The 23,476-nt window shown below is 60.0% G+C and carries 25 protein-coding genes, 1 tRNA gene and 1 pseudogene; 12 read left to right on the top strand and 15 right to left on the bottom strand.

Annotated features, from left to right (window positions below; translation table 11 throughout):
- Positions 1-92 precede the first annotated feature (92 nt).
- Complete coding sequence (locus MF6394_RS27035; protein WP_047710274.1) at positions 93-710, top strand: TPM domain-containing protein; 618 nt, start codon at positions 93-95, stop codon at positions 708-710.
- A 218-nt stretch (positions 711-928) separates the two neighbouring features.
- A complete protein-coding gene (locus MF6394_RS27030; protein ID WP_078467912.1) occupies positions 929-2,146 on the top strand; it encodes a class I SAM-dependent methyltransferase in 1,218 nt (405 codons plus the stop codon).
- Positions 2,147-2,832: 686 nt separating this feature from the next.
- Here the strand turns inward: MF6394_RS27030 and MF6394_RS27020 are convergent.
- The 5 genes from MF6394_RS27020 to MF6394_RS27000 form a co-directional block, all read right to left on the bottom strand.
- Positions 2,833-5,391 carry a TonB-dependent receptor gene (locus MF6394_RS27020; protein ID WP_078467910.1) on the bottom strand — a complete coding sequence of 853 codons (2,559 nt, stop codon included), beginning with the start codon at positions 5,389-5,391 and terminating at the stop codon, positions 2,833-2,835.
- 126 nt (positions 5,392-5,517) lie between these two features.
- A complete protein-coding gene (locus MF6394_RS27015; RefSeq protein WP_078467909.1) occupies positions 5,518-6,486 on the bottom strand; it encodes a FecR family protein in 969 nt (322 codons plus the stop codon).
- The gene (locus MF6394_RS27010; protein ID WP_047710278.1) at positions 6,483-7,022 is read right to left on the bottom strand and encodes an RNA polymerase sigma factor; all 540 of its coding nucleotides are present in this window, start codon (positions 7,020-7,022) and stop codon (positions 6,483-6,485) included. The genes MF6394_RS27015 and MF6394_RS27010 overlap by 4 nt, the downstream gene beginning before the upstream one ends.
- Positions 7,023-7,230: 208 nt before the next feature.
- Positions 7,231-8,103 carry a dihydrodipicolinate synthase family protein gene (locus MF6394_RS27005; RefSeq protein ID WP_044272736.1) on the bottom strand — a complete coding sequence of 291 codons (873 nt, stop codon included), beginning with the start codon at positions 8,101-8,103 and terminating at the stop codon, positions 7,231-7,233.
- A gap of 30 nt (positions 8,104-8,133) precedes the next feature.
- A complete protein-coding gene (locus MF6394_RS27000; protein ID WP_047710280.1) occupies positions 8,134-8,916 on the bottom strand; it encodes an aldolase in 783 nt (260 codons plus the stop codon).
- 160 nt (positions 8,917-9,076) lie between these two features.
- Between MF6394_RS27000 and MF6394_RS26995 the strand changes: the two genes are divergently transcribed.
- A complete protein-coding gene (locus MF6394_RS26995) occupies positions 9,077-9,604 on the top strand; it encodes a helix-turn-helix domain-containing protein (RefSeq protein ID WP_032893083.1) in 528 nt (175 codons plus the stop codon).
- 123 nt (positions 9,605-9,727) lie between these two features.
- Here the strand turns inward: MF6394_RS26995 and MF6394_RS26990 are convergent, their stop codons facing one another.
- Entirely contained in the window at positions 9,728-10,744 is a 1,017-nt protein-coding gene (locus MF6394_RS26990) for a DUF4917 family protein (RefSeq protein ID WP_069558941.1), read from the bottom strand.
- A 123-nt stretch (positions 10,745-10,867) separates the two neighbouring features.
- Between MF6394_RS26990 and yiaY the strand changes: the two genes are divergently transcribed.
- Positions 10,868-12,016 carry an L-threonine dehydrogenase gene (gene yiaY, locus MF6394_RS26985; protein WP_078467908.1) on the top strand — a complete coding sequence of 383 codons (1,149 nt, stop codon included), beginning with the start codon at positions 10,868-10,870 and terminating at the stop codon, positions 12,014-12,016.
- 684 nt (positions 12,017-12,700) lie between these two features.
- A complete protein-coding gene (locus MF6394_RS26975; protein WP_034135066.1) occupies positions 12,701-13,375 on the top strand; it encodes an NAD(P)H-binding protein in 675 nt (224 codons plus the stop codon).
- Here the strand turns inward: MF6394_RS26975 and MF6394_RS26970 are convergent.
- Positions 13,347-13,823, bottom strand: a complete 477-nt coding sequence (locus tag MF6394_RS26970) for a DMT family transporter (protein WP_069557927.1) — start codon at positions 13,821-13,823, stop codon at positions 13,347-13,349. The two genes, MF6394_RS26975 and MF6394_RS26970, sit on opposite strands and share 29 nt — an antisense overlap.
- 77 nt (positions 13,824-13,900) lie before the next feature.
- Here MF6394_RS26970 and MF6394_RS26965 point away from each other — a divergent pair, with 77 nt between their 5' ends.
- The 4 genes from MF6394_RS26965 to MF6394_RS26950 all read left to right on the top strand — a co-directional run bounded on the left by MF6394_RS26965 (position 13,901) and on the right by MF6394_RS26950 (position 16,586).
- Entirely contained in the window at positions 13,901-14,818 is a 918-nt protein-coding gene (locus tag MF6394_RS26965) for a LysR family transcriptional regulator (RefSeq protein WP_376753091.1), read from the top strand.
- A gap of 15 nt (positions 14,819-14,833) precedes the next feature.
- On the top strand, positions 14,834-15,250 hold the full coding sequence (gene fos / locus MF6394_RS26960; RefSeq protein ID WP_047710284.1) for a fosfomycin resistance glutathione transferase: 417 nt from the start codon (positions 14,834-14,836) through the stop codon (positions 15,248-15,250).
- Positions 15,251-15,297: 47 nt separating this feature from the next.
- Complete coding sequence (locus MF6394_RS26955; RefSeq protein WP_032893071.1) at positions 15,298-15,939, top strand: LysE family translocator; 642 nt, start codon at positions 15,298-15,300, stop codon at positions 15,937-15,939.
- Positions 15,940-16,058: 119 nt separating this feature from the next.
- Complete coding sequence (locus tag MF6394_RS26950; RefSeq protein WP_003189402.1) at positions 16,059-16,586, top strand: DUF4142 domain-containing protein; 528 nt, start codon at positions 16,059-16,061, stop codon at positions 16,584-16,586.
- Positions 16,587-16,672: 86 nt separating this feature from the next.
- Here MF6394_RS26950 and MF6394_RS26945 read toward each other — a convergent pair whose 3' ends face one another.
- The 7 genes and pseudogenes from MF6394_RS26945 to MF6394_RS26915 form a co-directional block, all read right to left on the bottom strand.
- A complete protein-coding gene (locus MF6394_RS26945) occupies positions 16,673-17,173 on the bottom strand; it encodes a methylated-DNA--[protein]-cysteine S-methyltransferase (protein ID WP_044272744.1) in 501 nt (166 codons plus the stop codon).
- A gap of 99 nt (positions 17,174-17,272) precedes the next feature.
- On the bottom strand, positions 17,273-17,611 hold the full coding sequence (locus MF6394_RS26940) for a hypothetical protein (protein ID WP_376753092.1): 339 nt from the start codon (positions 17,609-17,611) through the stop codon (positions 17,273-17,275).
- A 79-nt stretch (positions 17,612-17,690) separates the two neighbouring features.
- Positions 17,691-17,816: pseudogene (locus tag MF6394_RS26935) on the bottom strand (type II toxin-antitoxin system HicB family antitoxin); the annotation flags it as partial.
- Between the two features lie 191 nt (positions 17,817-18,007).
- Positions 18,008-18,081: transfer RNA gene (locus MF6394_RS26930), tRNA-Gly, on the bottom strand.
- A gap of 113 nt (positions 18,082-18,194) precedes the next feature.
- Positions 18,195-19,079, bottom strand: a complete 885-nt coding sequence (locus MF6394_RS26925; protein ID WP_078467907.1) for an alpha/beta fold hydrolase — start codon at positions 19,077-19,079, stop codon at positions 18,195-18,197.
- Positions 19,080-19,384: 305 nt separating this feature from the next.
- Complete coding sequence (locus tag MF6394_RS26920; protein WP_078467906.1) at positions 19,385-20,077, bottom strand: pseudouridine synthase; 693 nt, start codon at positions 20,075-20,077, stop codon at positions 19,385-19,387.
- Positions 20,067-20,279: a cysteine-rich CWC family protein gene (locus tag MF6394_RS26915; protein ID WP_044272786.1), complete on the bottom strand. Its 213-nt coding sequence runs from the start codon at positions 20,277-20,279 to the stop codon at positions 20,067-20,069. The genes MF6394_RS26920 and MF6394_RS26915 overlap by 11 nt, the downstream gene beginning before the upstream one ends.
- A gap of 243 nt (positions 20,280-20,522) precedes the next feature.
- On the opposite strand from MF6394_RS26915, the gene MF6394_RS26910 reads away from it, so the two are divergent.
- A complete protein-coding gene (locus MF6394_RS26910) occupies positions 20,523-20,882 on the top strand; it encodes a hypothetical protein (RefSeq protein ID WP_078467905.1) in 360 nt (119 codons plus the stop codon).
- 157 nt (positions 20,883-21,039) lie between these two features.
- The gene (locus MF6394_RS26905) at positions 21,040-21,492 is read left to right on the top strand and encodes a DUF3757 domain-containing protein (protein WP_044272787.1); all 453 of its coding nucleotides are present in this window, start codon (positions 21,040-21,042) and stop codon (positions 21,490-21,492) included.
- Here MF6394_RS26905 and MF6394_RS26900 read toward each other — a convergent pair.
- Complete coding sequence (locus tag MF6394_RS26900) at positions 21,478-22,590, bottom strand: enoyl-CoA hydratase/isomerase family protein (protein ID WP_078467904.1); 1,113 nt, start codon at positions 22,588-22,590, stop codon at positions 21,478-21,480. The genes MF6394_RS26905 and MF6394_RS26900 overlap by 15 nt on opposite strands.
- A gap of 136 nt (positions 22,591-22,726) precedes the next feature.
- Between MF6394_RS26900 and ung the strand changes: the two genes are divergently transcribed.
- Complete coding sequence (ung, locus tag MF6394_RS26895; RefSeq protein ID WP_069557910.1) at positions 22,727-23,419, top strand: uracil-DNA glycosylase; 693 nt, start codon at positions 22,727-22,729, stop codon at positions 23,417-23,419.
- The last annotated feature ends 57 nt before the right edge of the window (positions 23,420-23,476 follow it).

Raw genomic sequence — 23,476 nt, 5'->3', positions numbered from 1 at the left:
GTCTGGTCTGTGAGTGATCCGCGTCCCACTGAGGCGTACCCGTCTCTATTCGGCGGAAGCGACAGAGGTGTAAAAGAGACAGATCTACAACCATGGCATTACTGACTGAACACGAGCAGCGCCAAGTCGCCGAAGCGATCGCCCGGGTCGAGAAAACCACCGACGCGGAGTTGGTCACCGTGCTGGCGGCGCGCGCCGACGACTACGCCTACATTCCGTTGCTGTGGGCGAGCTTGATCGCGTTGGTGGTGCCGGGTGTGGTGCATTACCTGTCGGGCTACTTGACCATGTACACCTTGCTGGTGGCGCAGTGGGCGACGTTCATTGTGCTGTGCCTGGTGTTCCGTTTGCCCAAGGTCACCACCCGGCTGATCCCGCGTTCGGTACGCCACTGGCGTGCATCCAACCTGGCGCGGCGGCAGTTTATGGAGCAGAACCTGCACCACACGGTGGGTAGCACCGGGGTGCTGATTTTTGTCAGCGAGGCCGAGCGTTATGTGGAGATCCTGGTGGATGAGGGGATTTCCAAGCGCCTGGATGACAGCAATTGGGACGCCATTGTCCAGGCGTTTACCCAGCAGGTGAAACAGGGGCAGACGCTGGCCGGCTTTATTGCGTGCATCGAGGCGTGCGGCGACTTGCTCAAGGTACATGTGCCTGTGACCCAAACCCGCAACGAGTTGCCCAATCGCCTGGTCGTGCTCGAATAACCGTTTTTTTGTAGGAGCGAGCTTGCTCGCGAAAAACGCTCAGACGCCGCGTTCATTCAGGACACCCGCGTTATCGTTGACGTTTTTCGCGAGCAAGCTCGCTCCTACACAGGGTACGCCAGCTCCGGTTTGATTGACCGTTGATCAAATAACCCCGTGCCCTCAACCCCCATCCCGCCTAAAATGCCCGGCATTCTTTACCCGAGGCGTTTTTGTTCATGTCCGTCACCGCTCAACCTGCCCGCCCTGCGCCAGATCATCATGCCCAGTTCATCGAACTGTTGAACGCAAGCCTGGCGCAGAACGCGTTTATCAAGCTGGTGCTGGCCAAGTACGTCGGTGAGGAAGCCGAGCTGCAGCGGCTGATCATCAAGCCGGTGGTGGTCAAGGAGCAGCCTTGCCTGTCGTTCGTCTATCGCTACAAGACCCGCGATATCACCAAGAACTTTCCCTTGGCCGACGGCGTGGCGGCGATTGCCGAGCTGTTGCCCCGCTCGTTCAAGAACGCGCACTTGCTGGCACTGACCGACGAAGCCCAGTTGGAATACAGCAAGAAGAACAAAAGCTCGCTGTTCAAAAGCAAACCGCAGCAACTGCGCGAGGCGCCGTCGGCTGAGCATAACCGCGAGAAAAATCGCTTCCTCGACCTGAGCCGGCCGTTCCTCGCCGACCTGGGTGTGACCGACGCCAAGCAGGCGCTGATCCCTTCGATGTCGCGCAAGTGGAAGCAGATCAACAAGTTCATCGAAGTGTTCAGCCATGCGCTGACGTCGTCGCCGTTGCAGCTCGACCGCCCGGTGCGTGTCGCCGATTTCGGCTCGGGCAAGGGCTACCTGACCTTCGCCATTCACGATTACCTGCGCAATACCCTCAAGGCCGAGGGCGAGGTCACCGGTGTCGAGTTGCGTGAAGACATGGTCATCCTCTGCAACAGCGCCGCCGCACGCCTGGAGCACCCGGGGCTGGTGTTCAAATGTGGCGACGTGCGCAGCGTGGCGCCCAGTGAGCTGGATGTGATGATTGCCTTGCACGCCTGCGATATCGCCACCGACTACGCGATCCACACCGGCATCCGTTCCGGCGCGTCGATCATCATGTGCTCGCCGTGCTGCCACAAACAGATTCGCCTGCAGATCCAGAGCCCGGCGCTGCTCAAGCCGATGCTGCAATACGGCCTGCACCTGGGCCAGCAGGCGGAAATGGTCACCGACAGCCTGCGTGCGTTGTTCCTTGAAGCCTGTGGCTATGAGACCAAGGTGTTCGAGTTCATCTCGTTGGAACACACCAACAAGAACAAGATGATCCTGGCGGTCAAACGTGCCGAGCCTGTGGACAACGCGCAGCTATTGGTGAAAATCCAGGAGCTCAAGGCGTTCTACCACATCTCTGAGCACTGCCTGGAAACCCTGTTGCGCGGGGATGGCTACCTGGCCTGAAATGGGCGCGGTTCCCTGTGGGAGCTTGCTCCCGTGACGGCCCCGGCGGCCAGTGCATATCTACCTGACGGCCCGCGATCCAAATGTGGGAGCTGGCTTGCCTGCGATGACGGCCTCCCAGCCGACACCTATCCACCTGACACCCCGCGATCCAAATGTGGGAGCTGGCTTGCCTGCGATGGCGGCCTCCCAGCCGACACCTATCCACCTGACACCCCACAATCCAACTGTGTGCGGGCTTGCTCGCGAAGGCGGCCTGGCAGGCGACACAGTTGGATTGTGTACATATCCATTTCTGCGGTAACGGCCGCTTAGGGTTCCGCCCTGACGGCGGCTCACTTTTGAAAAGCGCAAAAGTAAGCAAAACGCTCTTGCCCCACCACTCGGCACCTCGCCTAGGCTCGGTGTGCCCGTAATCCGCCAGTGATTTGGGGGGCCGCCGCCACGCGCCATCCTTGGCGCGGGGCGGCTAAACCGGCATCCCTGCCGGTTTACCCCCCAAATCCCTGTCGAATTCCGGCCAGCGTGGTTTAACGGGGCGCCTGAGATCAAGATCACAAGCAGATCAAGATCAAGAGCGACTCGCTTCGCATCGTGGTTACCGTCTGCTGCTACAGCCCAAAAGTTGTGTAGATACCTATGGCTATCGCAGGCAAGCCACACACACATTTGGAATACGTGCGTGCTTAGAAGAACCGCGTCACGCTGATCTTCGCATCACGCCCTTTGGTGTACGCCCGGTCGCCGCTCAAGGCTGGGCGGAAGTTTTTGTTGAACAGGTTGTCCACCGTGAAGTTCACCTCGGTGCCTTTGAGGTATGCCTGCTGCGGTGTCCATTTGGCGAACAGGCCCTGGGTGTTGTAGCGCTTGTTGCCGTACTGGTCGTAGAACAGATCGCCGATGCTGGAGCCTGGGCCGCCGGAGTATTTGTCGCTGGGCAGGCGGTCGGTGGCGCCGATGAATTGGCCCATCCAGCCCACTTGGGCATCCCAGGCCGGGATGTGGGTGCCCAGTACCAGCACCCATTTGGTCGGCGGGATGTCTCGTGCGGCTACGTCCGGGCCCCAAGGATTGGTGTAGGCGCCTTGGTGCTGGCCCTTGGCATAGGCGAACGACACCGAGCCAAACAGGTAGGTGGAGTTGTAGATCGACTCAAGCTCGACACCCTTGATGGTCAGGCTGCCGATATTGCGGTAGTTGGACATCGGCCCAGGCGGGCACGCTGAAGCGATGCTGCCGCCGTTGACAGCCTGGTTCTGGCAGCCTACGCCGGTGGCCTTGAAGATCTCGTCTTCGACCTTGTTGTGGAACAGGGTGGTGCGCAGTTGCAGGTTGTCGTCCTGGGCGATCAGGTTGTCGAAGCTGGTGATGTTGCCCAGGGTGATCGAGGTGATGCGCTCCGGGTCCAGGTCGACGCTGGTGGCGGTGCGGCTGCCCACGCCCTGCACTTCGTATTGTTCGTCGATTACCGGGGCGCGCCAGGTCTGGCTCCAGTTGGCGAACAGCCCGACATTCGGCGTCACGGTCCAGAACAGCGCCAGGCGTGGCGACCAGCCGGTGTAGGTGCGGTCGCTGTAGTCGTGACCCACTGCTGGGTTGGGGTTGTTGTAGTAGGGCGCATCGTTGCCTTCGCCGCGGTTGCGCACATGGTCATAGCGCAGCGACGGTGTGATCGTCACGTCGCCCAACGTCACCGCATCCTGGATAAAGAAGCTGTTGGTATCGACTTTGCCGTGGGGCATGAAACCCGGCTGGAAGTGCCCGTAGTTGTAGCGCGGTGTGTTGTAGGTGGCGCCGGGCATCCACATTTCGGTTTCGCGGGTGTGCTTGCGCACTTGCCCGCCGACCGTCACGGCATGCTGCAAAGGGCCGGTGTCGAACAGGCTGACGTTACGGATATCCAGGAGCTTGTCGGTGTAGGCGGTGTCCATCTTGCGCCCGCCGGTGGCCAACTGGAAAAACGCCGTGGCGTCACGCTCATCGGTCTGCTCGGTGTTGGACTGGGAGTACTTGATGGTCAAGTCCACCAGCGGGTTGTCCAGCGGCTGGTATTCATACTTGCCCGACCAGGTGGTGTCGACCGTGTCGCGGTGGGCGAGAAAACGCTTCAACGCGCCTTCATAGCCGTAGCGGTCGATGTTGAACTGGGTGGGCGGCGTGGGGTAGCTGGCGGCGGAAAACGGCGTCCAGCGGTTGCTGTGGGAGCGCGAGTACGAAAGCCCGACACTGTGCTCATCGGTAAAATGCGCGTTGACCTTGAACAGCTTGCCGTCCACATCCTGGGCGCTGTTGGGCAGGCGCTGGGGGTTGATCGGGTACTCATTGTTGTCGTTGGGTAACTTGGCGGCCACTTTCATATCGCCGCCGTCGCGTTGGGTCAGATAGGCCAGCGCATCGAAACGGCCATCGTCGGTACGGCCGTACACGGCACTGCTGTAGACCTGCTCATGGTCGTTGCTGGAGTAACCATATTTGAGCATCGCACCGCTGTTGCGGCCGTCCTGGAGCAGGTCCGGGGCGTCCTTGGTGACCATGTTGACCGTGCCGCCGAAGCCGCCATTGCCGGTGAACGGCGAGTTGGGGCCTTTTTCCACTTCGATGCGCTTGATCAGCTCGGGCTCGATAAACACCGTGCCTTGCTGGTAACGCTCAAAGCCCGTCTTGGTGGCACCGTCAACGGTCAGCGGCACGTCTTCGGCATCGCCGAAACCACGGATGTTGATGGTCTGGCCACCGGGTTTCAGCGAGCCGCCCTGGCTGACACCGGGCAAGGTCTGCAACAGGCTGGGGATGTTATTGGACTGGTAGCGGTCGATGTCGGCCTGGGTCAGGGTGGAGCGGTTGACGGTGCTGGCGTTCACCTCATTGCCGGTGCCGATCACGCTCAGGGTGTCCAACTGGATCGCGCCACCGCTGGTGGTTTTGCCCGCATCGGGGCGCACCACGTAGGTACTGCCGACCTTGAGCAGGATGAGTTCACCGTTCTTGAGCAGGGAGCGAATGGCCACTTCCGGGGTGTAGTCACCGTTAAGCGCCGGCGCCTGCACATTCTTGAGCAGGGTTTCATCGAACAGCAGCTGGATTTTCGCCTGCTGGGCCACTTGGCTCAGGGACGTGGCCAACGGCTGAGCCGGCAGGTGCAGCTTGAACGACTCGGCCTCGGCGCTGAGGCTCAAGGCCAGGCACGTAGCCATGAGTGTCGGTCGAAGAAACAGGTGCGAAGCGTGGCAAGGCGCGCGAAACATGAAATCCCCCGGAGCGGCTAAATAGCCAAAAAGGTGTGCGTATCAAACACAGACAGGAGGAAGACGGGGCAGGCAAAAAAAACCACACATGCGAATGCAAAATATTCTCATGTGTGAGGTTGCCGTCTATTTGCTTGGCTCGATTCTGATCGTGCCATCGGCCGAGAGTACGGTTTTCACCGGCAACAGTGCGGGCAAGGCGTTGAGCAGGGCGTCTGGGTCATTCACGTCAAGGTTGCCCGATACCTTGAGTTGCGCGACGGCCTTGCTCACCTGCAACGACGTCTGCGGGCGGTACAGGCTCAGCTCGTCGATCAGGCTGGCCAGTTCGCGATTGCGAAATGACAAGTGCCCGCTGCGCCAATCGGCGACCTCTTCGGCGCTGAGGGTTTGCGGTTGCACGGTGCCTTTGGCGTAGTTGTAGGAGGCCCGCTGCTGGGCGCCGAGCAGGGTGGCGGAGCTTTTGCCATTTGGCGCGAAAGCGACCTGGCCATGGGCAACGCTGACCACCAATTGCTGCTGCCCGCGGCGCACATCCAAAGCAGTGCCCACCACCCGTACGCTCGACTCGCCGGCTTGCACGTAAAGGGGGCGCTCCTTGTCGGCGGCCACTTCGATGTACAGCTGGCCTTTGTCCAGGTGCAGCACCCGTTGATGGGCGCTGAAGTCCACGCGGATATGGGTATTGGCATTTACGTACAAGGTGCTGCCATCCGGCAGATTCAACGTGCGCATGCCTTTGGCATGGGTGGCCACCTGGCTGTGATACAGCTCGCGCGGCGCGCCGAGCGAGGTCGCCAGCACGGCGCACACCAAGGCAGCGGCCACCGCCAGGGCAGGGCGCCAGAGGTTGGGCTTGCGCTGGGGCAGTGCCAGAGGTTTGTTCAGTTGTTGCAATTGGGCGAGGTCGGCCCACAGCTGTTCGAATTCGGCATAGGCGCGCGCATGCGCGGGCACCGCTTGCCAGGCGGCAAAGGCTTTACGGTCGGCGCGGCTGACTTCGTTGCGGTTGCGTGCAAACCAACTGGCGGCTTGGGCGTCGATGCAATCGCTCGCTTGGCTGTCCAGCGCGTTTGTGTCGCTCGGGCGGTTCATTCTGGCTGCTCCGTGCCGGTGTCGGGTTGAAGGCGTCGCTTGCAGTGCAACAAGGCAAAGGCGATGTGCTTTTCCACCATGCTGGTGGAGATGCCCATGCGCGCTGCGATCTGCGCCTGGCTCAAGCCTTCGAAGCGGTGCAGCATAAGGGCTTCTCGGCGGCGGGGCGAGAGTTCGGCGAGGACTTCTTTCAACTGCTCCAGGCGTTGCAGGCGCAGGGCGGCAGCCATGGGGTCGTTGTGCTCGTCAGTGAGCGGCTCGGCAGCCATTTCGGCATGATCAGGGTGGACGGTTTGCCGTACTTTCTGTTTGCGCCAATGATCGCGCAGCAGATTGCGCGCCATCTGGAACAGAAACGCCCGTGGCTGCTCGACCTTGGCACGGTCGCGGTAGCCCAGCCATTGCGTAAACACATCCTGGGCCATGTCCGCCGCGTCGCTGGCGTTGTCCGTGCGTTTACGCAGGAAATACAGAATGTCTGCATAAAACCCGCGACAGGCATCGGCCGATGGCGGGTCGGGCTGGGGACGAGACATGGATATCCTTCTTGACGAAGCACGGCTTGGAAAAGTCGTGAATGATATCGAGAACTATTGTCATTTGTCTCTATGTAAGTGCCATCTACTGTAGGAGGTAGGAGCGAGCTCGCTCGCGAAAAACCAACAGGCGACACGAGCACCCAGATGGGCTGCGTTATCGTTGGCGTTCTTCGCGAGCAAGCTCGCTCCTACAGGGGGCGGGTGTTTACGTCAGAAGTGTTTTCAGTTGCTCGATCCCTGCTTCGCCCAGAGGGAATACCGGGAGGCGTGGGTTACCCACTTCCAAGCCGGTCAAGCGCAACCCGGCCTTGATCGTCGCCGGCAGCCCGCCTTTGAGGATGAATTGCAGCAATGGCAACTGTCGGTAGAACAGCTCGCGTGCCTTGTTCAAGTCATCGGCCAGTACGGCCTGATATAGGCTCAGGTTCAGTTGCGGGATCAGGTTCGGCGCGGCGGTGCACCAGCCTTTGGCACCAGCCGCGAAGGCTTCCAGTGCCAGCGGGTTGCAGCCGTTGTAGAACGGCACGTCACTTTGCAGTTTCAACTGGTGCATGCGCTGGATGTCGCCAGTGCTCTCCTTGACCATGGTCACGTTCTCGACCTGCTTGAGAATCCTCAGGATCAGCTCCACCGACATGTCGGTGCCGCTGGTGGCCGGGTTGTTGTAGAGCATGATCGGTACGCCGATGCTGTCGCCGATCGCGGCGTAGTGGGCGAGGATTTCCGCTTCACTGAGTTTCCAGTACGAGGCCGGCAGCACCATGACCACATCGGCGCCGTGCTCTTCGGCGTAGCGGGCGCGGCGCACGGCCTTGGCGGTGGTGAGGTCGGACACGCTGACAATGGTCGGCACGCGCTTGGCGACCTTCTTGATGCTGTAGGCGCTGACTTCATCCCACTCGGCATCGCTCAGGTAAGCGCCTTCGCCCGTGCTGCCCAAGGGCGCGATGGCGTGGACGCCGCTGTTGATCAAGCGGTCGATGGAGTGGCCGAGGGCGTCGAGGTCAACGCGTTGGCCGTCGGCACTGAAGGGGGTGATGGTGTAGCCGATGATGCCGTGAATGGTTGGGCTGGACATGGGGAAAACTCCGGTCGAAAAAGGGGGCAATCAGTTCAGGCAATCGGCGTGCTTGCGCAGGTTTTGCCGGGCGTAATAGTTGAACGCGGCGCCGTGGCGCTTGGGCTTGGAGATCCAGTCATGGGCCTCGCGCCCCAGCTCCGGCAGGATCGGTTTGACGCTGCCCGCAGACATCGCCAGCAACTGCAACTTGGCAGCCCGTTCGATCAGCTGCGCAATCACGCAGGCTTCTTCGATGCTAGCCCCCGTGGACAACTGCCCGTGGTGCGAGAGCAGGATGGCGCGCTTGTCGCCCAGGGCCGTGGTGATGATTTCCCCTTCTTCATTGCCCACCGGCACGCCGGGCCAGGCTTGCAGGAAAGCGCAGTCTTCGTACAGCGGGCAAAGGTCCATGTGCGACACCTGCAGCGGTACTTCCAGCATCGACAGCGCGGCGATGTGCGTGGGGTGGGTGTGGATGATGCAGTTTACATCCGGTCGGCCGCGGTACACCCAAGTGTGAAAACGGTTGGCGGGGTTGGGAATGCCGTGGCCTTCCAGCACCTCCAAGTCTTCGTTGACCAGCAGCAGGTTGCTGGCGGTGATTTCGTCAAAACCCAGGCCCAGTTGCTGGGTGTAGTAGGTGCCAGGCGTTGGCCCCCGTGCGGTGATCTGCCCGGCCAGGCCGGAGTCGTGGCCGTACTCGAACAGGATTCGGCAGGTCAGCGCCAGCTTTTGCCGGTCGGTCCACGTATTATCTGCCAGGCTGTTTTGCATCTGGCTCAGTGCTTGCTTGACCAGTTGGTCTTTTGGGAGTGCTAATGTCTTGGCCATATCGGTGTCCTTTGGGTGGTTCAATGGACGTCGGATTTGCTGGTCGCCCGCTGCTCGCAAGGTCGTTGGGTGAATGCAAATGACACTAAAGATGCTATATGACACTTTGTGTCATTGGCAAGCCTGTCTCATCGCTTTCTGCATGGATTAACCGCAGCAAATGTCTATCCGCTTGAAAATATTAAGAAAAAAACTTGGCGTAACCCTGGAGGCCCTGGCCGAAAAATCCGGGATGACCAAGAGTTACCTGTCGAAAGTCGAGCGCGGGCTCAATACGCCGTCCATCGCTGCGGCGTTGAAACTGGCCAAGGCACTGAACGTGAAGGTCGAAGAGCTGTTCAGCGAAGACAACGTCAGCCTCGACAGCTACAGCCTGGTGCGCAGCCATGAGCGGCCCGACACCTCGCCGGGTTATGCGGTGCTGGCCCATCAAGTCAGCGAACGCAGCCTGTTGCCCTTCATCATCTACCCGCCGGCGGAGTTCACCGACAAGACCTTCAAGGAGCACCTGGGGGAGGAGTTTTTATTCGTGCATGAAGGCCAGGTGGAAGTGGATTTCATGAACGAGCGCGTGCTGCTGGAGCGCGGCGATGCGCTGCATTTCAACGCGCAGAAACCCCACCGGATTCGCTCGGTGGGAGAGGTGCAGGCGCAGTTGCTGGTGGTGGTGCACAGCGCTGAGGAGTGAGCCTTCTTACTCATTGAAATGCAGTCAATGTGGGAGCTGGCTTGCCTGCGATAGCGGTGTATCAGTGCCAGATGGGCCAACAGACAGGCCGCTATCGCAGGCAAGCCAGCTCCCACATTTTGATCAGCGTTCCACAGGGACTGATAGTGCCGGATTGCCCAGCGGATGCGTACGCGCCGCAAAGAATTTCAGCGTTACACCACTGCCCTCGAACAACTCCGAATACCGCCGCTTCTGCTGGCGAATAAACCCATCACTGCGCCCCGACACCGAGATCGCCAGGGTGCTGATGCTGGCCTGGCCAATAGCATCCACCAGGTGTTTATCCTGCGGCCCCAAGTCATGGCCGAAGATGCACAGCGCGCCTTCATGGCTCAACAGCTGTTCATAACAGAACGACAGATAATCCGAACTGCGGATGCTTTTGAGCTTCTCCTGCACCTTGCCTTCACTGACAAACAGCGGCACATCGTCGAGGGTTTTGATCGTGTTATTGATGGCAAAACTGCTGAGCAGGGTGCTGTCAGTGGACGGCAATTTACGCGCTGTGCCGTCAAGGTTGCGCACCAGATGCAAGCCGCCGTGCAGGTACAGGATGCGGGTGGCGTCGGTGTGCGTATTGCGCAGGTCGAAGCTTGAGTCGGCGCTGCGAAACAGGTCGTCGATGCCCGGTGCGTGCAGGGTCGCCCAGTAGTTGAGCAAGTCGTAGTTACTGGTGAAGACGGTGGCGTAGGTGGCCAATTCTGCGTGGATCGTCGCCAGCGTCGACGGCTGCACCAGGCGCCAGGGAATGTGCACGGTATGGATGGTGTTAATCAACGCTTCCTTGATCGCGTAGTAGCGGTTACGCGGCGCCGCCGAACTGACCGCCAGGGCCTTGTTGACCCGGCTGGTGGTTTTCAAGGCGCCCAGGGCTTGCTCGAAACTGCGGGTTTGCAACGCGTCGAACACGCTGAGTTCGGAGGGGCTCAGGGGCTTTTCTTCGACGGTACGGGCGTTTTCGAACAGCGAGTCGTAGGCGAAGTCTTCCCAAATCGTGCGGCTGGCGCCGTTACCGATCAGAATCCCGCTGAAGTCGACGGCAGCGCGCAGGGCACTCCAGTCTTCAAGGTGGGCGTCAATATCCTGGAAATCCTTCATTGCGGCGGGTCTACTCGAAATCGGCTGGGGGGTGACTTTATCACGAGCCGGCATTGATCCTGATCAAGATGCGCCACGCGGTACAGGTTGATTCTGTCGGCATAAAGCCTTTGAGGATTGACCATGAGCAGCACGTTTTTCATCCCCGCCGTCAACATCATGGGCATCGATTGCCTCGACGAAGCGATGACCGCCATTCGCAACTACGGCTTCGGCAAGGCGTTGATCGTCACCGACGTCGGCCTGGCCAAAGCTGGGGTGGCTGGCATGATCGCCGAGAAGCTGGCGATGCAGGATATCGACTCGGTGATCTACGACGGCGCCAAGCCCAACCCCAGCGTGGAAAACGTCGAAAAAGGCCTGGCGCTGCTGCAACAGAGCGCCTGCGATTTCGTCGTGTCCCTGGGCGGCGGTTCGCCCCATGACTGCGCTAAGGGCATCGCCCTGTGCGCTACCAACGGCGGGCGCATCGGTGACTATGAAGGCGTCGACCAATCGAGCAAGCCACAATTGCCGCTGGTGGCCATCAATACCACCGCTGGCACGGCCAGCGAGATGACGCGTTTTTGCATCATCACCGACGAAAGTCGCCACGTAAAAATGGCCATCGTCGATCGCAACGTCACGCCGTTGCTGTCGGTCAATGACCCGGCCCTGATGGTCGGCATGCCCAAGAGCCTCACCGCCGCCACGGGCATGGATGCGCTGACCCACGCCATCGAAGCCTACGTGTCCACCGCTGCGACACCGATCACCGACGCCTGCGCGATCAAGGCCATCGAATTGATCAGCGCCAACCTGCGCCTGGCGGTCCGCGACGGCACTGACAAGGCTGCACGGGAGAACATGGCTTACGCACAATTCCTCGCCGGCATGGCCTTCAACAATGCGTCGCTGGGGTTTGTGCATGCCATGGCCCACCAATTGGGCGGCTTGTACGACCTGCCCCACGGTGTGTGCAACGCGGTGCTATTGCCCCATGTACAAAGCTTCAACGCCAGCGTCTGCGCCAAACGCCTGAGCGACGTGGGCCGGGCCCTTGGTGCGGATATCAAGGGCATCACCGTAGAAGAGGGCGCCCAGGCCGCGATTGCGGCGATTCGTAGGTTGTCCCAGGACGTGGAAATTCCTGCTGGTTTGCGTGAGCTTGGCGCTAAGTTGCAGGACATTCCGTTGCTGGCCAGCAATGCGCTGAAGGATGCCTGCGGGCTTACCAACCCTCGGCGGGCGGATCAGCGTCAGATTGAGGAGATCTTTCGGAGCGCTTTTTGATAGGCATAGGTACCTACACAATGTTGGCGCGATGCTGGGCTTGCTCCCGTGACGCCCTGACAGCCGACGCTTATCTACCTGCTGCCCCGCGATCAAACTGTGGGAGCTGGCTTGCCTGCGATGGCGGCCTGACAGTCAACACCAATCTACCTGACACCCCGCAATCCGACTGTGGGAGCGGGCTTGCTCGCGAAGGCGGCCTGGCAAGCGACACTGTTATAGCGAGTACATATCCATTGCTGCGGTAACGGCCACTTAGGGTTCCGCCCTGACGGCGGGTCACTTTGGAAAAGCCCCAAAGTAACCAAAGGGCTCTTGCCCCACCACTCGGCACCTCGCCTAGGCTCGGTGTGCCCGTAATCCGCCAGTGATTTGGGGGGCCGCCGCCACGCGCCATCCATGGCGCGGGGCGGCTAAACCGGCATCCCTGCCGGTTTACCCCCCAAATCCCTGTCGAATTCCGGCCAGCGTGGTTTGACGGGGCGCCTGAGATCAAGATCAAAAGCAGATCAAAAGCAGATCAAGGGCGGCTCGCTTCGCATCGTGGTTACCGTCGGCTGCGACAACTTACAAAGTTGTGTAGATACCTATGTTTTGATAAGGGCAGCCTTCAGCGGCACGGGTTAAGCTACACGCCTAATGCATTCGAGCATCAAGCGTGCGGCGTGCCGCTGAGGTCCTTTCATGAGAGTTCTGTTATTCGGCGCCACCGGCATGGTGGGCCAGGGTGTGCTGCGCGAGTGCCTGCTGGCGGCTGATGTGCAGGAAGTGGTGGCCGTGGGCCGCACGCCCTTGACCCAGGAGCACGGCAAGCTGCATCAGGTGTTGCACAGCGACATGCTGGATTTCCAACCCCTGGAAAACCTGCTGCAAGGTTTTGATGCGTGCTTCTTCTGCCTGGGTGTTTCGTCGGCGGGCATGAAGGAAGCGCGCTATACCCACCTCACCTATGATCTGACCCTCGTGGCGGCCAGCACTCTGGCGCGGCTCAATCCGCAGATGACCTTTATTTATGTGTCCGGCGCCGGTACGGACAGTTCTGAAGCCGGCAAGTCGATGTGGGCGCGGGTCAAGGGTAAGACCGAAAATGCCTTGCTGCGCTTGCCGTTCAAGGCGGTGTATCTGTTCCGTCCGGGGATCATCCAGCCGTTGCACGGCGTACGTTCGAAGACGCCGTTGTATCAATCTTTCTACAGCGTGCTCGGGCCGGTGCTTTCGTTTGTGCGGCGACTAAAGCCGGACTGGGTGGTGAGCACCGAGACCGTCGGCCGTGCGATGTTGCAGGCGGCCAGCCAGGGCGCGCCGCAGCCGGTGGTGGAGCAGGCGCAGATCAATCGCCTGGCGGCTGAGCGCCGCTGAACTGAATCAATGCCACGCCGCCGATCAGCAGCAATGCGCCCAGTACCCGCGAGGTTGTCAGTTGGCGTTCCACCAGGCCGAACAGGCCGAAATGGTCCAGTAGCAACGAGGCGAGAATCTGCCCGGCCATGGCCAGCGCAATGAAGCCTGATGCGCCGAGCTTGGGCAGCAGCATCAACGCCAATGAAATGAAACACACGCCAAAGGCACCGCCGGCCCACATCCACAACGGTGCCTTGCTGATAAAGGCCAGGCTCGGCAGAGGCAAACGCAGCGCCACAATCACCGGCAGCAGCACGATGATGCTTACCAGCAACGACGCCAAGGTGGCCCACAAAGGATGGCCGAGCCCGCGCCCGAGGTTGGCGTTGATCGCACTTTGAAACGGCACCACTGCACCGGCGAACACCGCCAGCGCCAACAAACCTACCCAATGCAACACAGTCATTTCGACGCTCCCAGAAGTTTTGCTGGACTCTAGGTTATTCGTCGCGCAAATTTAAATTCCAAATTCTTATGCTGGGCATGCAGCTGATGAATGATCTGCGTCGCATTGACCTTAACCTGCTGGTGATCCTCGACGCCTTGCTCAGCGAGCAACACGTCACCCGCGCCGCCGAGCGCCTGCACCTGAGCCAACCGGCGGTCAGCCATGCGTTGGCGCGGCTGCGCGATATGCTGGGCGACCCGCTGCTGATGCGTCAGGGCGGCACACTGGTGCCAACCGCGCGCGCCTTGGAGTTGGCGGCACCCTTAGCCGAAACCCTGGCCCAGGTGCAGGCCTTATTGGCACCGAATCGTTTTGATCCCACTTCTGCCAAGCGCCGCTTTCGGGTGGCGATGTCGGATTACAGCGCAGCGATATTCCTGCCCGGCCTGGTTCGCGTCCTACGCCAGGAAGCGCCCGCTATCGACTTGCAGATCATCCAGGCCAGCCGCGAAGGCATGGTCGACGGTGTGCTCAATGGCGACCTCGACCTGGCGGCGGGTGTATTCCCCGACATGCCCGCCGAACTGCGCACTACGCCGCTGTTCGAAGAGCATTACACCTGCCTGGTCGACCGCGACAGTCTTGCGCCCAGTGGGGTGCTGGACCTGCCGGCCTACCTGTCGCGCCCCCATGTACTGCTGGAGATGCGCGGCAGCGGCACGCCGGAAATCGAACGGGCACTGACGGCCATTCGTGAACGCCGCCATGTGGCGATCAGCCTGCCGCATTGGGGGGTGGCGCCGCAGTTGATCCAGGGCACGGATTTGATTCTGACGGTGTCGTCTCGGGGTTTACTGAATATCGACGCTCGGCAATTGCTGGCCGTGCCACCGCCGTTTCATATCCCTTCGTTTGCCTTTGAGCTGGCCTGGCATACGCGGCGGGGTGGGGATGCGGGGTTGCAGTGGTTGATTGGCCGGGTGGTGGGTGTATTGTCCGCAGACCAACGATAACGCGAGAAAACCTTCATGCTCAGCGGTTTCAACCACCTGACCCTGGCCGTCACCGATGTAGCGCGCAGCGTCAGTTTCTATCACGACCTGCTGCGCCTGCAGTTGGACGCAACCTGGGACAACGGTGCCTACCTCTCACTGCCTGGGCTTTGGCTGTGCCTGTCGCTGGACCCGTTGCGTTCGACCGCTGCGGCAGTGGATTACACCCACTATGCCTTCACTGTTGATGCTGCTGATTTCACCGCCTTGGTCGAGCGCCTGCGCGCCGCGGGCGTACAGGAGTGGCGAGACAACCGCAGCGAAGGCGCATCGTTTTATTTCCTCGATCCCGACGGCCACAAGCTGGAGGCCCATGTCGGCGATTTGGCCTCGCGCCTGCAAGCCTGTCGTGCCAAGCCCTATGCTGGAATGAAGTTTTACCCGTCGCGGTGAAGCATGCAGAATCAATCACCTTTTAGCGTCTGTCGGAGCGTCTATCCATGACCCCATCCTTGCTGCTTGCCGTGCTGGCTTCGGGTTTTATCTACGGCATTACCCCTGGCCCCGGTGTCCTGGCTGTATTCGGCATTGGTGCGGCCCGTGGCCGGCGTGCGGGGGCGGGTTTTTTGTGCGGGCATTTGCTCGGGGATGTGGTGTGGTGCAGCACGGCGCTGATTGCCATCGTCGGTGCGCGGGAAGTCGGCAGCAGTGCCTTTGATGTGCTCGGCGTAATCAGTGGGGCGTATCTGTTCTGGCTGGGCTGGCGTGCGATCCGTACCCAACGCCGCAGCAGCGATGCCCCTCAGGGCGCCGCGCGGCACCCGTTCTGGCACGGTATTCTGTTTGGCTTGACCAACCCCAAGGCCTATCCGGTGGCCGTAGCGACTTTCACCGCGTTGCTGTCCAGCCGGGCCGAGCTGTTGACCTGGTCGATGCTGCCGACCTTGATTCTGCTGAGCTTTATCGGTGGCTTGCTGGCCTACGCAATCCTGATTGGCGTGGTGGGTGCCCAGCGGGTGCGCACGCTGTATCAACGCCATGAAATTCTGATCACCAAGCTCTGCGGCGTGATGTTTATCGGCTTCGCCCTCAATGCCCTGGCGCATGCATTGCCGGGCCTGTTCGGCAGCAAGGCTGCCTGAGGCGGCGACGACCGTTCGTCGCACGGGGAAGTTTTTTCTAAACCTTTGCCGCCCTGAAAATTCGAATTCAGGGCGGGGTGTATGCCCCCGCACCTATTTTTGCCCTGGAGGAACCCATCATGAGCCGCATGGCTATCCGGTTACGCACCGCCAGTTTCGCGATGCTGCTGGGCCTCGGCGCCAGCAATGCTTTCGCCCAGTCGCCTGCAGAATTCATCGAGCAGGCTTCGGCCAAAGGCATGGCCGATATCGAAACCAGTCGCATGGCCCACGCCAAGACCTCATCCCAGGAAATCAAGGACTACACCATCGAGGTCATCAACGAGCGCACCCTGGCCAACCAGCACTTGGCGGCGATCGCCAAGAAGCTGGATTTGCCAGTGGCCCCGCGAGAGAAGATCGTCGATAAAGCCGAAACCCTGATGCCAGAACTCAAGGACGGCGATTCCTTTGACGCTGCCTATACCGCGCAGCAGGTCAAGGAGAACGAAGACGCCATTGCCCTGTTCCAGAAAGAGGGCGCCGCGTCGGATGTGCCGGAGATAAAGGCATTGGTGGATGAGACGCTGCCCAAGCTTGAAGAGCGCCTGCAAAAAGCCCGCGCCCTGGCCTCGACCTATGGCAAGGGCCATCAAGGCGACGGTTGAGGCTGCTGCCTGATATGAAAAACGGCGGTTGGAGAGAATCCAGCCGCCGTTTTTTATGCCGAGTTCAGGCCCGTTCTGGACGCGGCCTATAACGCCAGTTCACCTTGACCGGTGCCTTCCAGCGCCAGTAAATACTGCTTGGCCGCCAGCCCGCCCGCGAAGCCGGTCAAGCCGCCAGAAGCACCAATCACCCGGTGGCAGGGCGCAATGATCGAGATCGGGTTACGCCCATTTGCGGCGCCGACAGCGCGCACGGCTTTGGGGTTGCCGATCTGCTGGGCGATCTGGCTATAGCTGCGGGTTTCGCCGAAGGGGATGGTCAGCAGTGCCTGCCAGACCTGTTTCTGAAAGTCGGTGCCGGTGAAGTCCAGTGCCAGTTCGAACTGGTTACGCGTTCCGGCAAAGTATTCCTGCAGTTGGCGTTCGGTTTCCAAAAGCACCGGGCTGTCGTGGGCCTCGATCAATTCACCCAGGCGTACGCGGTTGGCGCGTTCTACTTCCCAGAGAATTGCGCTGAGTTTGCCATCGCGCGCCACCAGGGTGAGTTCACCGACAGGGGAAGGCATGAGCTTGTAGTGGTAAGTCATCGGCAGGCTCCTTGAAGGGGCGTGAAGGGGGACGACGTCACTGTAGTTCCATCAGAGTGCCTGGAAACTACGTTTCCTGCGGTCAAATTTTGCGCTCGTCTAGAAAATCCGGTAAACCCAATCGGCGTAGTAGGGGGACCAGTAAAGCCACGAGATTATGTAGAGCGCCTTCAGCACAGATGCAGTGCTTAGCATGAACGCAGAAATGATATTGAGCAGGGTGATAATCAAAGCCAATACTGCCACGCGTCGGGTCGCGTGACGCCAGGCCAGTTTCACCCCGTAAGCCGACGCGGCAATCACGCCTATTTCCAAGAGTAATCCGAGAGGAAAGGGCAGCCTTGCAAACGAGGCCAGCAGTGGCAACACCAACACCCAGCCGACGACTTGGCGCAGGATGATCTTGGGTGTGTTTTTTTGGATGTCCAGCATTGCCATGTGTCCGAACTCTTGGCCAATGAGCCTACATCATCGCGAGGTGTTGCCGTCCTTGTCGTAAGATTTTGCTTAGGCGTAACTACCGCTCCTGTTGCAATACTTTGAGCGCTGCGGACGCCAGGAATCCCGAGCGGCTTTTTTCCTGTGGATGATTCAACACGTACTCATCGATGCGATTCAACAGATAGCCGGGCAGGGTGATGTTCGAGATTTCGATAGGTGTTGAAGTGTATGGGCACGCGGAAATGATGCCGCTTGGAGGTATTGCAAGGTACTTCACGCCATCAGGCTAGGAACGCTGAAGACCGAATCCAAGGCATAAAAAAACCGGTCACCAAGGACCGGTTTTTTGTGCATCTTGCGCCAGAACCCTCCTGACGCAAGTGCAAATCTGAGTGGAGCGGGTAGAGGGAATCGAACCCTCAACTAAAGCTTGGGAAGCTTTCGTTTTGCCACTAAACTATACCCGCTCAGAGCGGCTGACTTTGTACCAGATGTTCGGCTGGATTTGAAGTTTTTCTTTGAAAAATGTGAGAGTTGCGTGTGGCGAGCAAGCTTGCTCGCCACAGTGTCAGGCTTGATTTCAAAGCGCCCATGCATGCTGCGCCTGGCTCTGGCTATATCGCAACGGGCTGGCGGGCCGCTGCCCTTTCAAGAAGCCCACCACGGCCTCACGGCTATCGCGGCACGCGGCTTTATGTTCCATGTCCAGGAAGTGTCCTGTCGCCTGAATGGTGCTGAAGCTGCTCTTGGCCACATGCTGGCCAAACAGCTTGGCGTCGTCTGCGCTGGTGTATTCGTCCCATTCTCCGTTCAAGAACAGCACCGGAATGTCGATCTGTCTGGCGGCCTTGAGGTAGCACTGCCGGTCGCTGTTGAGCACGTGGCTGATGTGAAAATGCATCTGCCCATATTCGTGTGCGGCCAGGCTGCTGACATGGCGGTAGTTGAAGCGTTTGAACAGCGACGGCAGGTGCTTGCCGATGGTGCTGTTGACCAGGTGGCCGACACGGTCGCGGTCGAGGTTGCCCAGGTAGTCGACGCCCCGTTCCAGGTAGTCACGCATGGGCGCATTGATCACTGGCGAGAATGAGCTGATCACGGCTTTTTCCACCCGACGGGGCCGGTGCGCAAGGGCGACCAATGTGGCGGCGCCGCCCCAGGAGAAGGACAACACGTGTTCAGCGGCGAAGTGGTCGAGCAGTTCCAGGAGGATCTGGCCTTCGACTTCCTTGGTCAGCATGTGCTCATGACGGTTGTGGATTTTGGAACGGCCAGCGTAGGGCTGGTCGTACAACACCACATTGAATTGCGGGTACAGGCTTTTCACGGTTTGAGCGAAGGACGCTGTGGTCGCCATGGAGCCGTTGACCAAGACAATGGTCTTTGCCGCTGCGTCCGTGCGATAGAACTCCGTGTACACCCGATACTGACCCTGTATATCCAGCACAGCGATTTCTGGCCTCATGTCGTAAGACTCCTGGCAAGCGGGTAGTGCGCGCAAATCACTCTGCACAAGCTTTATGACAGGTAGGCATACGCCTGGAAAACGAGAGCCCATGTCGGTCCGATGACGGCTGGCCGGCGGGTGTTGTTATGGCGGGCGGTTTGCCGGGAGGGCCCGAAGATCAAGCGCGGGCGAGGCAAGGTGTTTCTTGGAGGTTATAGGGCGACTCGTCAGTCATCATCTGGCTGAAGCCTTGATTCAAGCAGCACCGAAGGCAGGTCGCAAGGCAAGCGGCTGGTTTTTTGCCATCACCGGCTGAACGGTCGTCAGACTTGTCGGATTTCGTCGTCAGTCAGTGCCCGATACTGGCCCGGCGCAAGCGACGTATCCAGCACCAAGGGGCCCATTCGCTCGCGGTGCAGGCCGGTCACCTTGTTATCAAAATGCCCGAACATGCGCTTCACCTGATGATAGCGGCCTTCGATGATGCTCAACCGGGCCGTTCTAGGGCTTAGCAGTTCAAGTTCGGCAGGTTGGGTAGTGAGATCTTCAAAAGCGAAATACACCCCTGCCGCGAACGTCTGCGCGTACTGCGGGCCGATGTCTTGTTCGGTGTGCACGTGGTACACCTTGGGCAACTTGGTCTGCGGTTGCGTGAGGCGCCGTGACCATTGGCCGTCGTTGGTGATCAGCATGAGGCCTGTGGTGTTGAAATCCAGGCGCCCGGCGATATGCAGGTCGGCTTTGTCCGGTTCGTGCAGCAGGTCCAGGGCCGTGGGGTGTTGCGGGTCTGATGTGGCGCTGACGCAACCCTGAGGTTTGTGCAGCATGAAATAACGCGCCGGCTTGCCCGCTTGCAGGATTTCACCGTCCACGCAGACCTGGCTGAATTCCCGTACGTCATGGTGCGGATCGCTGACCGCAACACCCTCGACGGTCACCCGACGCTCCACCAACAACAGGCGCACTTGCTTGCGAGTGAACTGTGGCAGGTTGCTGAGGAAGCGATCAACGCGCATGGCGGTTACGCAACTGTTCGTCCACTTGGGCGCAGCGCGGGCACAGGCAGGCTTTATTGCGCAGTTCATCCGGCAGGGCTTCAAGCACCGCAGGGTCGATGATGACGCTGTAGCACCAGCAGGCCTGATCGGCCGTGCGCGGGTCGGCCAGGGAGCAGTCGTTGCGGGCACCGCAGGCGGGGCAGAGGGTCGGTGTGGTCATGGGTCGGTTCAGAAGGGAATCGGGTAGGGCGCGTTAGTTGTTGCACGATACAGCGCGGCTGCGCGGCATTCCATCATGATGGCTATTTGGCGGGGCTTCACTTCGTCTGAAACAGATGTTTCCACTTGTGTCGTGAACGCACCAGATTCCGTTTTTGATGTCAGATGTTTCGTCATTCAGTGAAAGCTGAATGCCGCTCGCCAGCGTCGCTGGAGGAGCTCTTCCGCGGTCCAGGAGGCCGCCATGTATCGACGACTGCTGCTCATCGCTTTGCTCGGCCTGACCCTTTCAGCCTGCGTGCCCTACTACGATGGAGGCGCTACCTACTATCGCTCCGAGGTCTACACCGCACCGGCGCCAGCCTACTACTACGGCGGCCCGCGTTATTACCCTTCCGGGCGCAGCTATTACGTGCCAGCGCCCCGTTACTATGCGCCACAGCCTCGCTATTACTCGGCGCCGCGCTACTACCAACCAGCCCCGCGTTATTACCCGCGTGCCGGCTACCGGCCCTACCCAAACCAGGGGTGGGGCGACCGCTGGGGCAATGGCGGGCGTGGACGTGGTTCCGACCACGGAGGTGGCCGCGGCGGGCACCGTTAAATATCTTGAAAAACAAGCGGCGCATCATGCGCCGCTTTTTATGGGTACCGTACGTCCGTACTGTCAGATTTAACAGCTATCTTTGAGGTGCTAGCTGTACTTCACTAGCGCAGAGCCGAGTGCTTTGGCGTGGTGAGACTGAGCAGATGGAACCCCTATGTTCAAACAATTGATTTGCGTGCTACTGCTGATGAGCTACGTCATTGCACCGGCAAGAGCAGAGCAGGGCTGTCCTTATACGACGCAGATCGCATACGCCGACGGCCATTATCGCGCCAAGGACCATGGCCTGCGCTGGCAAAGCCCGAGGGTTGCGTTTCGTGGTGTTATCGACGGATTCATTGGCGCAGTGTTCATGCCGGGCGAGGGCGAGGAGAGAGGAAACGGCTACATGGACAAGTGTATCTACCGCACCAGTCGGAACGGGGTGGTAGCGTTGAGGCCACGCAAGGGCAATGAAGTTATCAACATGTCGTTGACCAGCACCTTGTATTGGGAGCTGCAGCCCGATGCGTTCGAGTTGCCGGTGTACACTTGCGTGGACAGCCAGCCGGACAATTGCGCTTTCAAGGTCAACGACAAGCGTACAGACCTGTCAGTAGTCAGATAAATCTGCCAGAGGATTCCTACCTTCCCAGGCCTTGTCAAAGTGCGCCTGCACCACCGCTTCCGGCAGTGTGTTGATATCCGGCCAATGCCAATGAGGCGTCTGGTCTTTGTCGATCAGGCGCGCCCGAACCCCTTCGGCGAACTCCGGATGACGGCAGCAATTGAGGCTCAGGGTGTATTCCATCTCGAACACCTGGGCCAATGAGAGGTGACGGGCACGCTGGAGCTGTTCCCACACCAGGTGCGCCGTCAGTGGGCAGCCCTCACTGAGGGTTTTGCCGGCCCGGTTCAATAGCGGGTCGCTGTGGTCGCGCAGCAGGCTCAAGGCACGCCAGGCACAGCGCACATCTCCTACATCCAGCCATTCGTCGATTTGTGCGCGGCGCGGTAGCCATTGCGCTTCGGGTTGATCGCCGATTGCCTCCTGCGCCAGCGCCTTGAGCAAACTGTTGAGTTGCATCGCGCTCTGTTCCTGCCAGTTCAGCTGCAGCAGGCCATCGAGCAATTCGTCTTGCTGGTCATCGCGCAGGAAACGGTCGGCCAGGCCCAAGTCCAGCGCGTCGCGACCGTTGATATGGGCGCCGGTGAGGCCCAGGAACAGGCCGAGCTTGCCTGGCAAGCGCGACAGGAACCAACTGGCACCCACATCCGGGTACAAGCCAATGCTGATCTCGGGCATGGCCAAACGACTGCTCGGTGTGACGATACGCACGGCGGCGCTTTGCAACAGGCCCATGCCGCCGCCCAATACATAACCGTGGCCCCAGCAGATCAACGGCTTTGGGTAGGTATGCAGGCGGTAGTCAAGGCGATATTCAGCGGCAAAAAACTGCGCGGCCAGAGCCGGAACTTCGCCGGGCTGCTCACGGCATGCCTGGGCCAGGCTGCGCACTTCGCCACCGGCGCAAAAGGCTTTGGGGCCGTTGCCGCGCAGCAGCACGCAGACGATCTGCGGGTCTTTGGCCCAAGCCTCCATGCGCTCATCCAGGGCCAGGATCATCGGCAGGGAGAGGGCATTGAGGGACTTTGGCACATCCAGGCTGGCGATGCCGATGCGAGCGCCGCCATTGCCGGTCAGTTCTTCGAAATGCAGGTTCATCGTGACCTCAATCGAGAAGGTGAAGGATGAGTATGATCCCTTCGTGGGAAAGTGCCGGTGCTGTGTCAGATCAATTGACAAGCGGGGTCGGCTTTCCTAGGGTTCGCCTCATTCTTTTTTACAAGACAATTGAACTATGACCGATGGCGACCGTATCAAACTCGAACCCAGCTGGAAACACGCTCTGCGTGAGGAGTTCGAGAAGCCCTACATGGCTCAACTGCGCGAATTTCTGCGCCAGGAACATGCTGCTGGCAAAGAGATCTACCCGCCCGGCCCATTGATTTTCAACGCCCTCAATTCGACGCCGCTGGACAAGGTCAAGGTGGTGATCCTCGGCCAGGATCCGTACCACGGCCCTGGCCAGGCCCATGGCCTGTGCTTCTCGGTGCAACCGGGCGTGCCGGCGCCGCCGTCGCTGGTCAATATCTACAAAGAACTCAAGCGCGACCTGAACATCGACATCCCCAACCACGGCTACCTGCAAAGCTGGGCCGACCAGGGCGTGCTGATGCTCAACACCACCATGACCGTGGAGCGCGCCAACGCCAACGCCCATGCGGGTAAAGGCTGGCAGTTCTTCACCGATCGGATTATCGAAGTGGTCAGCGAGCATCAGCCGCACCTGGTGTTCCTGCTGTGGGGCGCCCATGCTCAAAGCAAGCAGAAGCTCATAGATGCCACCAAACATCTGGTGCTGACCTCGGTGCATCCGTCGCCCTTGTCGGCGTATCGCGGGTTTCTGGGGTGTGGGCATTTCAGCCGGACCAACAAGTTTCTTGAACAGAATGGCCAGGCACCGATTAATTGGGTGTTGCCGTCTGTCTGATACGTGCGAGGCGGCGCAATGCCGTCTCAACTCATCAAATCGATGATTCGAAACGAA

Source organism: Pseudomonas sp. MF6394 (assembly GCF_002018845.1).
GTDB classification, from domain to species: domain Bacteria; phylum Pseudomonadota; class Gammaproteobacteria; order Pseudomonadales; family Pseudomonadaceae; genus Aquipseudomonas; species Aquipseudomonas lactis.
The sequence above is the reverse complement of the archived record's forward strand: the minus strand, read 5'-3'. Positions and strand labels throughout refer to the sequence as shown.

Excerpts from the sequence above, each read along its gene's own strand:
- MF6394_RS27035 (WP_047710274.1), top strand. The coding sequence starts at position 93 with ATGGCATTACTGACTGAACACGAGCAGCGCCAAGTCGCCGAAGCGATC.
- MF6394_RS27030 (WP_078467912.1), top strand. The coding sequence starts at position 929 with ATGTCCGTCACCGCTCAACCTGCCCGCCCTGCGCCAGATCATCATGCC.
- MF6394_RS27020 (WP_078467910.1), bottom strand. The coding sequence starts at position 5,391 with ATGTTTCGCGCGCCTTGCCACGCTTCGCACCTGTTTCTTCGACCGACA.
- MF6394_RS27015 (WP_078467909.1), bottom strand. The coding sequence starts at position 6,486 with ATGAACCGCCCGAGCGACACAAACGCGCTGGACAGCCAAGCGAGCGAT.
- MF6394_RS27010 (WP_047710278.1), bottom strand. The coding sequence starts at position 7,022 with ATGTCTCGTCCCCAGCCCGACCCGCCATCGGCCGATGCCTGTCGCGGG.
- MF6394_RS27005 (WP_044272736.1), bottom strand. The coding sequence starts at position 8,103 with ATGTCCAGCCCAACCATTCACGGCATCATCGGCTACACCATCACCCCC.
- MF6394_RS27000 (WP_047710280.1), bottom strand. The coding sequence starts at position 8,916 with ATGGCCAAGACATTAGCACTCCCAAAAGACCAACTGGTCAAGCAAGCA.
- MF6394_RS26995 (WP_032893083.1), top strand. The coding sequence starts at position 9,077 with ATGTCTATCCGCTTGAAAATATTAAGAAAAAAACTTGGCGTAACCCTG.
- MF6394_RS26990 (WP_069558941.1), bottom strand. The coding sequence starts at position 10,744 with ATGAAGGATTTCCAGGATATTGACGCCCACCTTGAAGACTGGAGTGCC.
- yiaY (WP_078467908.1), top strand. The coding sequence starts at position 10,868 with ATGAGCAGCACGTTTTTCATCCCCGCCGTCAACATCATGGGCATCGAT.
- MF6394_RS26975 (WP_034135066.1), top strand. The coding sequence starts at position 12,701 with ATGAGAGTTCTGTTATTCGGCGCCACCGGCATGGTGGGCCAGGGTGTG.
- MF6394_RS26970 (WP_069557927.1), bottom strand. The coding sequence starts at position 13,823 with ATGACTGTGTTGCATTGGGTAGGTTTGTTGGCGCTGGCGGTGTTCGCC.
- MF6394_RS26965 (WP_376753091.1), top strand. The coding sequence starts at position 13,901 with ATGCAGCTGATGAATGATCTGCGTCGCATTGACCTTAACCTGCTGGTG.
- fos (WP_047710284.1), top strand. The coding sequence starts at position 14,834 with ATGCTCAGCGGTTTCAACCACCTGACCCTGGCCGTCACCGATGTAGCG.
- MF6394_RS26955 (WP_032893071.1), top strand. The coding sequence starts at position 15,298 with ATGACCCCATCCTTGCTGCTTGCCGTGCTGGCTTCGGGTTTTATCTAC.
- MF6394_RS26950 (WP_003189402.1), top strand. The coding sequence starts at position 16,059 with ATGAGCCGCATGGCTATCCGGTTACGCACCGCCAGTTTCGCGATGCTG.
- MF6394_RS26945 (WP_044272744.1), bottom strand. The coding sequence starts at position 17,173 with ATGACTTACCACTACAAGCTCATGCCTTCCCCTGTCGGTGAACTCACC.
- MF6394_RS26940 (WP_376753092.1), bottom strand. The coding sequence starts at position 17,611 with ATGGCAATGCTGGACATCCAAAAAAACACACCCAAGATCATCCTGCGC.
- MF6394_RS26925 (WP_078467907.1), bottom strand. The coding sequence starts at position 19,079 with ATGAGGCCAGAAATCGCTGTGCTGGATATACAGGGTCAGTATCGGGTG.
- MF6394_RS26920 (WP_078467906.1), bottom strand. The coding sequence starts at position 20,077 with ATGCGCGTTGATCGCTTCCTCAGCAACCTGCCACAGTTCACTCGCAAG.
- MF6394_RS26915 (WP_044272786.1), bottom strand. The coding sequence starts at position 20,279 with ATGACCACACCGACCCTCTGCCCCGCCTGCGGTGCCCGCAACGACTGC.
- MF6394_RS26910 (WP_078467905.1), top strand. The coding sequence starts at position 20,523 with ATGTATCGACGACTGCTGCTCATCGCTTTGCTCGGCCTGACCCTTTCA.
- MF6394_RS26905 (WP_044272787.1), top strand. The coding sequence starts at position 21,040 with ATGTTCAAACAATTGATTTGCGTGCTACTGCTGATGAGCTACGTCATT.
- MF6394_RS26900 (WP_078467904.1), bottom strand. The coding sequence starts at position 22,590 with ATGAACCTGCATTTCGAAGAACTGACCGGCAATGGCGGCGCTCGCATC.
- ung (WP_069557910.1), top strand. The coding sequence starts at position 22,727 with ATGACCGATGGCGACCGTATCAAACTCGAACCCAGCTGGAAACACGCT.